16 protein-coding genes are annotated in these 11771 nt (G+C 62.9%); 11 read left to right on the forward strand and 5 right to left on the reverse strand.

The window, feature by feature from the left end; all coding sequences use genetic code 11:
• The first annotated feature begins 2 nt into the window (after positions 1 to 2).
• The 3 genes from CKO42_RS02315 to CKO42_RS02325 all read left to right on the forward strand — a co-directional run bounded on the left by CKO42_RS02315 (position 3) and on the right by CKO42_RS02325 (position 3297).
• A complete protein-coding gene (locus CKO42_RS02315) occupies positions 3 to 1511 on the forward strand; it encodes a sigma-54-dependent transcriptional regulator (protein WP_200237962.1) in 1509 nt (502 codons plus the stop codon).
• Positions 1512 to 1825: 314 nt separating this feature from the next.
• Positions 1826 to 2272 (forward strand): DUF4168 domain-containing protein, encoded by a 447-nt coding sequence (locus CKO42_RS02320; protein ID WP_200237965.1) that lies wholly within the window; start codon positions 1826 to 1828, stop codon positions 2270 to 2272.
• A gap of 227 nt (positions 2273 to 2499) precedes the next feature.
• The gene (locus tag CKO42_RS02325) at positions 2500 to 3297 is read left to right on the forward strand and encodes a BON domain-containing protein (RefSeq protein ID WP_200237968.1); all 798 of its coding nucleotides are present in this window, start codon (positions 2500 to 2502) and stop codon (positions 3295 to 3297) included.
• Positions 3298 to 3588: 291 nt separating this feature from the next.
• Here the strand turns inward: CKO42_RS02325 and CKO42_RS02330 are convergent, their stop codons facing one another.
• Positions 3589 to 3900 carry a hypothetical protein gene (locus CKO42_RS02330; protein ID WP_200237971.1) on the reverse strand — a complete coding sequence of 104 codons (312 nt, stop codon included), beginning with the start codon at positions 3898 to 3900 and terminating at the stop codon, positions 3589 to 3591.
• Between the two features lie 278 nt (positions 3901 to 4178).
• Between CKO42_RS02330 and CKO42_RS27835 the strand changes: the two genes are divergently transcribed.
• From CKO42_RS27835 to CKO42_RS02345, 4 genes are all read left to right on the forward strand, one after another.
• Positions 4179 to 4310, forward strand: a complete 132-nt coding sequence (locus CKO42_RS27835) for a response regulator (protein WP_274608867.1) — start codon at positions 4179 to 4181, stop codon at positions 4308 to 4310.
• Positions 4311 to 4576: 266 nt separating this feature from the next.
• Positions 4577 to 5917, forward strand: coding sequence for a hemolysin family protein (locus CKO42_RS02335; protein ID WP_200237974.1), 1341 nt, complete (start codon positions 4577 to 4579; stop codon positions 5915 to 5917).
• Positions 5910 to 7232 (forward strand): hemolysin family protein, encoded by a 1323-nt coding sequence (locus tag CKO42_RS02340; RefSeq protein ID WP_200237976.1) that lies wholly within the window; start codon positions 5910 to 5912, stop codon positions 7230 to 7232. The genes CKO42_RS02335 and CKO42_RS02340 overlap by 8 nt, the downstream gene beginning before the upstream one ends.
• 15 nt (positions 7233 to 7247) lie before the next feature.
• A complete protein-coding gene (locus tag CKO42_RS02345) occupies positions 7248 to 9008 on the forward strand; it encodes a SulP family inorganic anion transporter (protein ID WP_200237979.1) in 1761 nt (586 codons plus the stop codon).
• A gap of 65 nt (positions 9009 to 9073) precedes the next feature.
• On the opposite strand, the gene CKO42_RS02350 is transcribed toward CKO42_RS02345, so the two are convergent.
• Positions 9074 to 9523: a DUF29 domain-containing protein gene (locus CKO42_RS02350; RefSeq protein ID WP_200237982.1), complete on the reverse strand. Its 450-nt coding sequence runs from the start codon at positions 9521 to 9523 to the stop codon at positions 9074 to 9076.
• Between the two features lie 2 nt (positions 9524 to 9525).
• Between CKO42_RS02350 and CKO42_RS02355 the strand changes: the two genes are divergently transcribed.
• Positions 9526 to 9642, forward strand: coding sequence for a type II toxin-antitoxin system HicB family antitoxin (locus CKO42_RS02355; protein ID WP_200237985.1), 117 nt, complete (start codon positions 9526 to 9528; stop codon positions 9640 to 9642).
• 9 nt (positions 9643 to 9651) lie between these two features.
• Here the strand turns inward: CKO42_RS02355 and CKO42_RS02360 are convergent, their stop codons facing one another.
• From CKO42_RS02360 to CKO42_RS02370, 3 genes are all read right to left on the reverse strand, one after another.
• Positions 9652 to 10134 (reverse strand): GNAT family N-acetyltransferase, encoded by a 483-nt coding sequence (locus CKO42_RS02360; protein ID WP_200237988.1) that lies wholly within the window; start codon positions 10132 to 10134, stop codon positions 9652 to 9654.
• Between the two features lie 18 nt (positions 10135 to 10152).
• Complete coding sequence (locus CKO42_RS02365; RefSeq protein ID WP_200237991.1) at positions 10153 to 10437, reverse strand: type II toxin-antitoxin system TacA family antitoxin; 285 nt, start codon at positions 10435 to 10437, stop codon at positions 10153 to 10155.
• Positions 10438 to 10612: 175 nt separating this feature from the next.
• Positions 10613 to 10807, reverse strand: a complete 195-nt coding sequence (locus tag CKO42_RS02370; RefSeq protein ID WP_200237995.1) for a hypothetical protein — start codon at positions 10805 to 10807, stop codon at positions 10613 to 10615.
• A gap of 105 nt (positions 10808 to 10912) precedes the next feature.
• Between CKO42_RS02370 and CKO42_RS02375 the strand changes: the two genes are divergently transcribed.
• From CKO42_RS02375 to CKO42_RS02385, 3 genes are read left to right on the forward strand one after another with little or no spacing between them, the layout of a single operon-like run.
• Entirely contained in the window at positions 10913 to 11125 is a 213-nt protein-coding gene (locus tag CKO42_RS02375) for a hypothetical protein (RefSeq protein ID WP_200237998.1), read from the forward strand.
• A gap of 17 nt (positions 11126 to 11142) precedes the next feature.
• On the forward strand, positions 11143 to 11328 hold the full coding sequence (locus tag CKO42_RS02380) for a type II toxin-antitoxin system HicA family toxin (RefSeq protein ID WP_200238001.1): 186 nt from the start codon (positions 11143 to 11145) through the stop codon (positions 11326 to 11328).
• 3 nt (positions 11329 to 11331) lie between these two features.
• Positions 11332 to 11730, forward strand: coding sequence for a type II toxin-antitoxin system HicB family antitoxin (locus tag CKO42_RS02385; protein WP_200238004.1), 399 nt, complete (start codon positions 11332 to 11334; stop codon positions 11728 to 11730).
• Positions 11731 to 11771 lie beyond the last annotated feature (41 nt).

An 11771-nucleotide genomic window follows, 5' to 3' on the forward strand; every position in this document is an offset into this window, starting at 1 on the left:
TCATGTCTGCTGAGCCTGCGCGTCCGGAAACCCCCGCAATCCCCGCAAACGAGCGCCCGCTGATCCTGGTGGTCGAGGACGATCGCGGCTATCGCCAGTTGTTGCTCGAGGAGCTTGAAGAGGCAGGCTATGCGCTGACCGGGGTAGCGGATGCACGTGCGGCACAAGCGGTCCTTGCCAACCAAGCGGTGGCGCTGGTCCTGAGCGACCTGCGGCTACCGGGCGAGGATGGGCTCGCGGTGTTGCAGGCGACCCGCGCGCTGACCCCGCGCCCCGGCTTCATCATGCTCACCGGCTTTGGCACCATCGACCAAGCGGTGGCGGCGCTCAAGGCCGGGGCCGATGATTTCCTCACCAAACCGGTCGACCTCGAGCATCTGCGCTTGGCGGTGGCGCGGGTACTGGAAAACCGGCAGCTACAGGCCGAGGTGGCGCGCTACCGGCAGGTGCTCGCGGGCGGCGAGTTCCACGGCATGCTCGGCAAGAGTCCGGCGATGCGCGCGCTCTATGACCTCATCCGTCGGATCGCGCAGTCTGATAGCAGTGTGCTGATCACCGGCGAGTCCGGCACCGGCAAGGAACTGGTCGCGCGGGCGCTGCATGCCGAGAGTCCGCGCGCCGCGGCACCGTTCGTCGCGCTCAACTGTGCCGGCATCCCGGAGAGCTTGCTCGAATCCGAGCTGCTCGGCCATGCCGCGGGGGCCTTCAGCGGTGCGCGAGGTGCGCGTCAGGGGCTCTTCGTCGAGGCCGACGGTGGCACCCTATTCCTCGACGAGATCGCCGAGATGCCGCCGGCGATGCAGACCAAGCTGCTGCGGCTGTTGCAGGATGGCCGCGTGCGACCGGTGGGGGCCAATCGAGAGATCAGCACCGATGTGCGCATCGTTGCCGCCACCCATCGCGATATCGGCGCGCGCATCGCCGACGGGCAGTTCCGCGAGGATCTGTTCTACCGTCTGGAGACCTTCCGCATCCAGGTGCCGCCGCTGCGCGATCGGGGTGATGACATTGCCGCCTTATTACAGCGTTTCTTGGAGTCGCAGACGGTGGCGCGCGAACGCCCGGCGCGGCGTTTCGCAACCGAGGCCTGGCGCGCCTTGCTGCGCTACCGCTATCCCGGCAACGTGCGTGAACTGGAGAATCTGGTCGAGCGCGCCGTGACCCTGGCGCCGGATGCGCTGATCGGCCTAGAGGATCTGCCGGAGTGTGTGCGTGCTGAGGCTAACCTGAGCGAGGGGCTGGATCAGTCTGCAGCGACCTTGGATTCGGCTTCGATTTTGGCTTCTGCACCGGCCTCGATGACGGGAGCCCTGGCGCAGCGAGCCTTGGCACCGGGAGCTTTGGCACCGCGAGCCGATGAAGACTGGCAAACCCTGGCCGAGGTTGAGGCGCGTTACATCCGCTCGGTGCTGGAGTGGACCCAGGGCAACAAGCAGCGCGCGGCGAAGATTTTAGGCATCGGGCGCAAGACCCTGTATCGCAAGCTCGATGATGAGCAGGCTGGATCATGAGCAGGTGACCGTGAGCGGGTCAGCGTTAAACAAACGCTTCATTGTCCGGGTGGCGACGCGCGATGTCCCTTGGCGATGTGCAGGCAGGAGCTTCGAGCTAGCTCGGCGCTGAGCCGGGTCACTGTGCCACGTAGCCGAATGACACATGTGTCTTTTTGACTCGCTTGGCGAGCCCGCTGGCACTGGCGCTCAAGCGGAGGACTGTGCTTCTAACACTTTGATCATGAAGCTCGAATCATCTTTTTTATCCAGGTTGGCACGGCAGGTGAAAGAGGCTTGATGCCATTCACAACAGGTTCACCTGGAGGTTTCAGATGATGATGACACGCCAACCGCTCGCTCCCGCACTGGCACTCACTGCACTGCTTGCCGTGACCGGCACGGCCTGGTCTCAGTCGAACACAGCCGGCCAAGCTCCAGCTGGTCAGGCTCCGGCTGGCCAGGGCGCAGGTGGTGCTCCGGGCGCGGGCTTCCAAGCACCGCCGAGTGCGCCGATGACGGTCGATGATTCAACCGTCTCGAACTTTGCCGATGCCTTCTTGGGGGTGCAGGAGATCAGTGAGGATCTCACCGATAAGTTGTCGAACGCCCCGAGTGCCGAGGCCGCGCAGAGTCTGCAGCGCGAGGCCCAAGATGAGATGGCGCAAAAGGTTGAAGAGACCGGTATTACGGTTGAGCAATACAACGAGATTGCCATTAGTATGCGCCGTGATCCGAAACTGGCCGAGCGGGTCAAGACCGCCGTTGATCAGGCGCGTTAACGACCCGTCAAAATGCTGCAGTCTGCACTCGGATGCTGAAACGCTCGGGCCGGGCAAGCGCTCGCCCAGAGCTTGAGTAGCGCCGATTGAGCTGCAGGGCCTGAGCCGCACGCGGAGTGAGCCTAGCCGCGCACTGAGTGAGCGTCTCTCGAACAAGCCGCCGGCCATCCTGGTCGGCGGCTTTCTGATTTTTTGGCGATGGTTGCTTGAGGAGAGAGGAGATCGATATGCATCAGGGCTTTATCCTGACCGCCGTCCTGTTTGGGGTTATCGGCCTACCAGCGAGCGCCGAGACGGCTCTGCCTGCCGAGACCGCGGCCAAGGCGCAGGTGCTGATCGACATGAACCCGCTGCTTGGCGGTTATGCCATCGACGTGCGATCAAGCGATGCCGGATTGCGTCTCGAAGGCGCTGTCGCCAATGAGATCGAAGCCAATCTGGCGATGCAGCTCGCGCGGCTGATCGCTGGGAATGACGCCGAGGTTGACTCGGCATTGGCGTTGGATGCACCGATGCCGGAGGTCAACAGCGGCTTGATCAGCGAGGTTCAGGATCGAACCACTGCTGCCCGGTTGCACCAACGTCTGCGCTGGCAGGTGAGCAATCTCCCTCTGGATGTCCAGATTGAGGTCGAGCGCGGCGTGGTGCGATTGAACGGCCAAGTCGGCACCTCGGCCACCAAGGATCGGATCGCCGCGATGGCAGAGAGCACCGAAGGCGTCAACGAGGTCTTCAATTACATCAGTGTCGATCCCGGCCTGATCGCCGACGAGCGCGAGCAGCAAGGGCGTGCCGAGCAGCTGGAGCGAGGCGATGATTGGATCAGCAGCCGTTTACGCGCCTTACTGCAGTCCGATACGACGGTGAGCGACCGTGCTATTGAGATCAAGGTGAGCGAGTCGGTGGTGACACTGAGCGGCTCGGTCACCTCCGCGGCCGAGCGCAGCGTTGCCGAGACCATTGCGAGCGAGATCCCCGGGGTGCGCGAGGTCGATTCGCGCCTGATCATCGAGCGGCTATTGTGACAGTCCTGTTGTGACAGTCCTGTTGTGACGGTCCTGTTGTGACGGTCCTGTTGTGACATGTTCGCGCCAGCCAGACAAAAAAAACCGCTCGAGCTGACTGCAGCGCGAGCGGTGTTTATAAGGAGGAGTGGATGGTTCCGGGAGCTAAAGTAGCAGCCTCTGCGTAGTGCGTATTTGACAATCCACAATCTGGCCCTTCTGGAATTTAAATCTGGACCAGCGCTCGTGTTCAGGCGCTCGGGAGCGCATCAGAAACCTCCTGATCTTCGCCCCGGCGCGGACGAGCGAGGGTCAGCGTTGGCTCTGGCCGTCGGTGAGATCACCGACTGGCTCATCCCCTGGGGCTCCGTACAGTGCGCCATCATTCGGGTTGCCCATCGTGCCACCCGCGCTTGGGTTCGGGTTGGGTGCTTGCGGTGTCTGGGGCTGTTTGTAGTTCCACTCTGGCTGTTTCGGCTCCTGGAGACCCTGCTCTTCCAGCGTGCCCATATCGGTCCCGTTGCAGCCGGCGGCGAGCGTCAAGGCAGCGCTTGCTAACAGCCCAACGCCGATCTTCGTCAAGGTCGCAAACGGGCGCGCCGTCGAAAGCCGTTCATCAGTCATCGTCATCATGCTCCGTGGTTTTTCAGTGAACCAAGCGCAATGCAGATGACATGCCAAGCCTTGGGATCATCGCAGGGCCCCAACAGTCTGCACTGTACATGCCGAGCAGTCGCAACCGCGCGCGATGCGGGCGTGTTGATTGGATACATGTGTCGATCCGACCCGTGTCAAATCGACACCTGATGAGCAAGCTCGAGGTCGGCCGCTCATCAGCGGGTTGAGCCTGATCACAGCGGCGCTAATCCAGCCCTGATCGGCAACCACGGCGACCTGGGTGATTGCAGACAGCGATCACCGGCTGGGGGCAGGATGAGGATCGCCAGCGGGCGCAAGAGGCGGGCTTCGACCAGCTCCTCTTGAAGCCGGTCGGCGCCGCGGAACTGAAGGCGGTTCTCGCCTCAACGGCGTAGTGCTGCTCGACGATATCGCGGCCCGCAAACAGTGATTGCGGGCCTCGCAAAGCCACGGCATCATGTCGTCAGCCTAGGGCTTCTCTGGCATACTTCCGCCTGATGAACGCTCATCCACAGCCGCATGGCTCGCCTACTCCGGTGTCCGAGGATGCCGACGAGCCCCACAGTTGCTTCCCGCACTCGGCCTATTTGGCCAAGCAGATGTTTCAGGTGCTCGCCCATTCAGGTGCTCGGCGCTTAAAACCTGGGCGGAGGGTTGATCGATGAGCCTCTGGACGCCGTTCATGGTCCTCCTGCTCATCCTCATCAATGCGCTCTATGTCGCGGCCGAATTTGCCGCGATCAGCGTGCGCCTCACGCGCGTCGAGCAATTGGCCGCGCAGGGTCGACGCCTGGCCGCCGGATTGCTGCCGATCCTGCGCGATGCGGGGCAACTGGATCGGTACATCGCCGGCTGCCAAATCGGCATCACCCTCTCGAGTCTGGTGCTGGGCGCCTTCGGGCAGGCCACAATCGGCCTCGCCCTGGGCAGTCTGTTGGCCGAGCATGAGCTCCTGGAGCCGGTCAGCGCCTATGCCCTGTCCGCGACGGTGACCTTGGTCCTGCTCACCTCGCTCCAGGTCATCTTTGGCGAGCTCATTCCCAAGAGCCTGGCGCTGCAGTATCCGGTGGGCACCGCGCTGCTCACCTATCCGCCCATGCGCTGGTCGCAGCGGCTGTTCGCCCCCTTTATCCGGTTGCTCAACGGCAGCGGCACGCTGATCCTGCGCCGGCTCGGCGTCTCCACCGAGTCGAGCCACCGACATGTGCATGCGCCCGAGGAGATCGAATTCCTGATCCGCGAGAGTCGTCAAGGCGGCTTGCTGCAAGACAAAGAGAGCGAGCGGTTGCGCGAGGCGATTCAGCTCGCCCAGCATCGGGTGCGTCACATCATGGTGCCACGCGGTCAGATCGCCAGACTCGATCTCGACGCGCCGCTGCCGGAACTGCTGGCTGTCATCGACGCCTCTCCCTATACCCGACTGGTCGTCCACCGGGGTGGCTTGGATGAGGTGCTGGGCTATCTGCACGTTAAAGATCTGGTGGTCGCGATTGCAAGCGGAAGCAAGCTCGACAGCCTCCATGAATTGGTCCGTCCGCTGCTGATCCTGCCGAGCAGCCTGAGCATCGATCGCGCCTTGAGCCAACTGCGCGATGAGCATGCGCGCATCGCCCTGGTGGTCAATGAGTATGGCGATGCCGAGGGGCTGATCAGTCTGGAGGACATCATCCGCGAGCTGCTCGGCGAGCTCTCCGACGAATTCAAGTCCTTGACCGGGCAGACACCAACGCCCCTTCCGGACGGGCGCTGGCGGTTGCCGGGCCGGCTCACGCTCGAAGCGGCGAGTGAATGGGCCCAGTCCCTGGGGGCCGCGCGCTTCGAAGCGACCCATGCCGAGACGCTGGCCGGCTGGATTCTCGAACAACTGGAGACCGTCCCCGCTGGCGCGCTCTGCCTGCACACCGACGAGATGGCCCTGGAGATCGAGCAGATGACCGGTGCCGCTATCGAATCGGTGATCGTCTGGATACCCGAGACTGTCGGCGGAGGCGCGGATGACTGAACTGCTGATGATCCTGTTGATCGTGCTTGCGCTGGTCGCCCTCAATGGGCTCTTTGTCGCCGCCGAATTTGCCATCATCAGCAGCCCACGCACAGCCATGGTCGCGCGGGCCGAGGCGGGCGACCGTCGTGCCAAGGCGGTGGTGATCACGCTCGAAGACCCGAACCGGCTCGACCGCTATGTGGCCACGGCACAGCTGGGCATCACCTTCGCCAGCCTGGGACTGGGGATGTATGGCGAGCACCAGCTCGCGCACCTCTTCGAGGGCTGGCTGGCCGCGCTCGGGCTGAGCGACACGGGCGCGAGCCTGACCTCACATGGCCTGGCGTCGGTGCTGGCCATCGGCCTCATCACCTACCTGCATATCGTTCTCGGCGAGATGATCCCCAAGGCGCTGGCGCTGGGTCATGCGCAACGGGTCGCCCTGTGGGTCAGCGCGCCCATGCGCGTCATCGGCCTGCTGCTCTTGCCGCTGGTGCATGGGCTCAATCGGGCCGGCATCCTGCTGCTGAGTCTGGTTGGCGTCGAGCGTGCTCACAGTGCCCAGCATTACCTCGATCCCGATGAGCTGGAATTGATCGCGCGGGAAAGTCAGCTCGGCGGACTGCTCAGCGAGGAGAGTGGGCGGGTCTTCCGCGAGCTCGCCGACTTCAGCGAGGTGACCGCCGAGCAGGCGATGGTGCCGCGGGTCTTCACCCAGGGTCTCCCGATCGAGGCCACCGATGCCCAGTTGCGCGCGATCCTCCAGCAACACCGCCACACCCGTTATCCCGTCTACCGTGGCGATCTGGATCATATCCTCGGCACCGTGCACATCAAGGATCTGCTCGGTCTGCTGCGCGAGGGTCGTGGCCTGGACCCGGCCGTGGTGCGCGAGACGGCCTATTTGCCCGAGACCGCCACCCTAGACGACGTCTTGGCGGGCATGGCCAGGACGCGCAATCAGATGATCGTGGTGATGGACGAGCACGGTGGAACCGCCGGTATCCTGACCATCGAGGATATCTGTGTCGAGGCCATTGGTGAGGTCGAAGAGGGGACTGACGAGGTCCCTGATATGCTGGCCATCGGACTCGGCCGCTACCAAGTCGAGGGGACGCTGCGACTCGATCGGCTCGGCGACGTCCTCGAGCGCGTGCTTGAGCATCCCGAGGTCGAAACCGTATCGGGATTGATTCTCAGCGAGCTAGGGCGACCGCCGCGCAAGGGCGATCGCATTCAATGGCAGGATCTCGTGTTCGAGGTCACACGTTTGCATGGTCACGGCGTACAACAGGCGCGCTTGACGCTGGCGGCGACGCAACCAACCGCCTGAGCGCCGGTAATCCTTATGGCCCCTACACGACTCCGCAGCCGACTGACCTGGCTGTTTCCCTTCCTGGTCTGGCTGCCCAAGGTACGCCCGGAGGATCTGCGCGCCGACCTCATGGCGGCGCTGACTGGCGCCATCATCGTGCTGCCGCAAGGCGTGGCCTTCGCGACCATCGCCGGCATGCCGCCGGAATATGGCCTCTATGCCGGCATGGTGCCGGCGATCATCGCCGCGCTGTTCGGCTCCTCGCGCCACCTGGTCTCCGGCCCGACGACCGCCGCCTCGGTGGTGCTCTTCTCGTCGCTCTCGCTGCTCGCGGTGCCGGGAACGCCGGACTATGTGAGCCTGGCGCTGACCCTGACCTTCATGGTCGGCGTGCTCGAATTGGCGCTTGGGTTTGCGCGCCTCGGGGCGCTGGTCAATTTCATCTCGCACTCGGTCGTCGTTGGTTTCACCGCCGGGGCGGCGTTTCTGATCGCCGCCAAGCAGCTGAAGCACTTCTTCGGCTTGGAGATGGACAGCAGTGGCCACTTTCATGACATCCTGAACGAGTTCGGCCAGCATGTGATCGACATCAACCCCAGTGCAACGGCGGTTGCCGTTTCCACCTTGCTGGTCGGCATTGCGGTCAAACGTTGGTTGCCAAAGATGCCCTATATGATCGCGGCGATGCTGGGTGGCAGCTTGGTCGCCCTGGGACTCAATGCCTGGCTGGGTGAGGCAAACACGGGCATCGCCACAGTCGGCGCCTTGCCGGCAAGCCTGCCCCCGCTCTCGGCGCCGATCTCGACCTTCGATCAGATCAAGCAGCTGGCACCGACCGCACTCGCGGTGACCCTGTTCGCGCTGACCGAGGCGGTCTCGATTGCGCGTGCGCTCGCGGCACGGGGTGGCTATCGCATCGATGGCAATCAGGAGTTCATCGGTCAGGGGCTGTCGAACATTGCCGGTTCGTTCTTCTCCGGCTATGTCGCCACTGGTTCGTTCAATCGCAGCGGCGTCAACTTCGAGGCGGGCGCGCGGACACCATTAGCGGCGATCTTTGCCGCCCTGCTGCTGATGGTCATCGTGCTGCTGGTCGCCCCGCTGGCGAGCTACCTGCCGACAGCGGCAATGGCCGGGATTCTGTTCCTGGTCGCCTGGGGGCTGGTCGATCGCAAAGAGATCCGCCACATCCTGGTGGCCTCCAAGCGCGAGACGGCGGTCCTCAGCGTCACCTTCTTTTCGGCGTTGTTCCTGGAGCTGGAGTTGGCGATCTTCGCCGGGGTGTTGCTGTCATTGGTGCTCTATCTGGAGCGGACCTCCAAGCCGCGCATCGTGACCCTGGCGCCCGATCCGCGCTTGCCCAAGCACGCCTTCTCCAGCGACCCTGAGGTGACCCAGTGCCCGCAGCTGCGCTTCATCCGTATCGATGGCTCGCTGTTCTTCGGCTCGGTCGCCCATGTCGAGCGCGGCTTTGATCTGCTGCGCGCGCGTCATCCGACCCAAAAGCATCTGGCGGTCCTGGCCGATGGCATCAACTTTGTAGACCTTCAGGGCGGGCAGGCCTTGGCGGATGAGGCCAAGCGACGCCAGCGTGAGGGTGGCGACCTGTACCTGATCAACGTCAAGCAGGGGCTGTGGGAGACGCTCGAAGCCTGTGGCTGCATCGAGGCGAGGGGCGCGCGCAATGTGTTCCGAGGCAAAGAGGCGGCGATCCATGCGATCTATCAGAAGCTCGATAAGGCGGTCTGTGCAACCTGCGACAAGCGGATCTTCCATGAATGCGTAGGGCGTTGAAGGGCATCATCGAGGCAAGCACAACAGATGAGCTGAGCTGAGCCGAGCTGAACTAAGCTGAAGAGTCAGTTCGGGAGTTCGTCCTCTTCGAGCAGTTGTTCGACGCTGAACGGACAGGTCTCTGGAAAGCTGGATGGCGCAAGTCCGGTCTCGAGGATCGCTTGTTTGCGCGCGCCGGGATAACGGCTGGCGGCGAGCTCGTCGAGTCGCGGCCGAAGGCTTGGGCTATCGCGCAGGATGGCGGTGATCTCATCGCGTGCATTGGCGATGGAGAGGCGCCAACTGACGCCGCGATGGCTGGGCTGATGTTGCCATTTGAGCAGGTGCAACATCAGGATCTTCAGGTGGCTCTCCAGAGCGCGGCGGTCGCTCTTGCCCATGTCTTCGATCTCCTCGGCGACCTGCGCGAGATCGACCTGATCAAGCTGTCCTGACCGCAGCTGTTGCGCGGTTTGCAGTGTCCAAGCATAGAAGTCGCCATCGTAGTCGGCGTGCCTGTTTGTGGGGTTGTTCATTGTTGGTCAATATCACCTTGCCGCGCCGCCTGCTGACGAAGATCGACACCTATGCCAAGGCGCATGGCGCGACGCGCTCAGGCTTTCTGGCCGACACGGCAAGGGCGGCGATGCGTTAGTTGTCTTTCTCAACACCGCGTGATCGCCCCAGTTGGCAGCCATAGGGTCAGTGGCGCATCTGGGAAGCGCTCGAATTCGTAACGCTCATACCAGCCGCGCGCCCGTTCGTGCTTGGCGTCGACGATGACGCCAAGCATGCCAATCTCCTCGGCGAGGCGGGCGCACCGCTGCAGTGCATCCATCAGCAACCGCTCCCCTAGCCCTTGCCCTTGATGCTGGAGATTGACCGCCAAGCGTGCCAGGCGCGCGACCGGCAAGGGAAAACGTGGAAAACGCCCAGCATAGGCGGCTGGAAGCTGGTCTTTGAGGATGGCCGCCATCGCGAGACTGTAGAACCCTAGCACCATCGAGCCCTCGGCAGCGACATAGGTTCGGCTTAGGTTGGATGTGGCGTGCTGACGGGCAAAGCGGCGTAGGTATTGGTCCAGCTCGATGTCACCGCAGGTGAAAGCACGGCGGTCGTGATGGGCAGCCAGGGGCTCGATGCGCATCCGGTGGGTGGCCAGCGTTCAAGCGTCGGTTTGCCGAGCGTGCCAGATACGATAGCGCTCCATCGCGGCCTTGAGCTTGGGGCGTGGCTGGTCGAGCTGATCTAGGGCCGTGACGAAGGCCTCCCAATCACGGGCGGTAAAGGTGAGGGATTCAGTCTGACTCAGAACGACCTTCGCGCGCTCTTGGGCCGCGCTCAGGAGAAAGGCACTGACCGACATTCCTGCGGTGGCCGCCGCGCGGGCAATCAGCGCTTTCGTTTCGCCAGAGGTGCGCAGATCGATGCGTTCAAGTGCAGTGGGCATGGCCGCCTATCGAGTCAGTACGGATGATGTACGGGAAGAGACTAGCTTTCTTTTTGCGGTCTTGCAACAACGGCTGGCCTGACCCTCCCGCTCCCGCCACGGGAGAGTCGAGGTCGTGCCAGTGAAAAGGCTGCTCGCACTGTATTCTGTGGTCCAAGCGGCCTCGCTTTCTCGATTAGTGGGTCTCTATCGCCGCTTCGAGAAGTGCGATCTCCTCGTCGGTCAGCTCGAACAGCGTGTAGACGAGGCTGTCGATACGCGCCTCGGCTTGGGCCATCTCCGCCGTCAGGCGATTGGCTGGGCAAAGAGCCCTGTACTGGTCCGGTACGGAGTACGCGCCGAATCCGAACAACGCGTGGAACTTCAACACCGACAATGGCAACCAGAACAACGACAATAAGGACAACCAGAACTATGGCTGGGCGGTTCGCCCCGGAGAATGATTCCCTTTGCCGCCACAAGGCACCGTCCAGAGATGGCGCTGTTCTCGTATGAGAACCTGTACCGGCACTATCTGAGCTGCCGGAGCAACAAGCGCAATACCATCAACGCACTGCGCTTCGAGGCACGCCAGGAGCTGAATCTGCTGGCTCTGTGCGAGGCGCTCCAGACCCGCACCTACCGTCCGGTCCCGTCTGTCTGCGTTGGCGGCTCCTGGAGTTCCCTGCGGTTACCTTGCCTGCTTTAGTGGTTACAATAACCACCATGAACAGCAAGCAGATCATCAAGCAACTCGAAGCGGATGGCTGGTATTTGGCAAGGGTCAAAGGTTCGCACCACCAGTTCAAACACCCCTCGAAACCAGGCTTGGTGACTGTCAAGCATCCTGATGGTGACGTTCCCGCCGGCACCTTGAACAGTATCCGTCGGCAGGCGGGTTGGAAACACTAGGAGATGATCATGCGTTTTCCGGTGGTCTTGCATTCCGACGATGGTGTGCGCTTCGGCGTGACGGTACCCGATTTGCCTGGCTGTTTCTCTGCGGGCGATAGCTTTGACGAGGCTCTGGACGCGGTGTTGGAGGCGATCGACCTGCATCTTGAAGGGCTCACCGAGGACGGGCAGGAGATTCCGATACCGGGATCGATTGCCGAGCATCGCACGCATCCCGATTTCGCCGATGGCGTCTGGGCGGTGGTCGATGTGGATGTCTCGCGCTTCGAGGGCCGCGCAGAGAAGATCAATATCACCTTGCCGCGCCGCCTGCTGACGAAGATCGACGCCTATGCCAAGGCGCATGGCGCAACGCGCTCAGGCTTTCTAGCCGATGCGGCAAGGGCGGCGATGCGTTAGTTGTCACTCTCAACAGCGCGTGATGGCCACAGAATGCACTG

The sequence above is a fragment of the Lamprobacter modestohalophilus genome, assembly GCF_016583905.1.
GTDB lineage: Bacteria > Pseudomonadota > Gammaproteobacteria > Chromatiales > Chromatiaceae > Lamprobacter > Lamprobacter modestohalophilus.

Coding starts and splice junctions, on each gene's coding strand:
- CKO42_RS02335 (WP_200237974.1), top strand. CDS start 4,577: ATGAGCCTCTGGACGCCGTTCATGGTCCTCCTGCTCATCCTCATCAAT.
- CKO42_RS02315 (WP_200237962.1), top strand. CDS start 3: ATGTCTGCTGAGCCTGCGCGTCCGGAAACCCCCGCAATCCCCGCAAAC.
- CKO42_RS02320 (WP_200237965.1), top strand. CDS start 1,826: ATGATGATGACACGCCAACCGCTCGCTCCCGCACTGGCACTCACTGCA.
- CKO42_RS02375 (WP_200237998.1), top strand. CDS start 10,913: ATGGCGCTGTTCTCGTATGAGAACCTGTACCGGCACTATCTGAGCTGC.
- CKO42_RS02345 (WP_200237979.1), top strand. CDS start 7,248: ATGGCCCCTACACGACTCCGCAGCCGACTGACCTGGCTGTTTCCCTTC.
- CKO42_RS02385 (WP_200238004.1), top strand. CDS start 11,332: ATGATCATGCGTTTTCCGGTGGTCTTGCATTCCGACGATGGTGTGCGC.
- CKO42_RS02325 (WP_200237968.1), top strand. CDS start 2,500: ATGCATCAGGGCTTTATCCTGACCGCCGTCCTGTTTGGGGTTATCGGC.
- CKO42_RS02340 (WP_200237976.1), top strand. CDS start 5,910: ATGACTGAACTGCTGATGATCCTGTTGATCGTGCTTGCGCTGGTCGCC.
- CKO42_RS02365 (WP_200237991.1), bottom strand. CDS start 10,437: ATGCCCACTGCACTTGAACGCATCGATCTGCGCACCTCTGGCGAAACG.
- CKO42_RS02360 (WP_200237988.1), bottom strand. CDS start 10,134: ATGCGCATCGAGCCCCTGGCTGCCCATCACGACCGCCGTGCTTTCACC.
- CKO42_RS02350 (WP_200237982.1), bottom strand. CDS start 9,523: ATGAACAACCCCACAAACAGGCACGCCGACTACGATGGCGACTTCTAT.
- CKO42_RS02380 (WP_200238001.1), top strand. CDS start 11,143: ATGAACAGCAAGCAGATCATCAAGCAACTCGAAGCGGATGGCTGGTAT.
- CKO42_RS02330 (WP_200237971.1), bottom strand. CDS start 3,900: ATGACTGATGAACGGCTTTCGACGGCGCGCCCGTTTGCGACCTTGACG.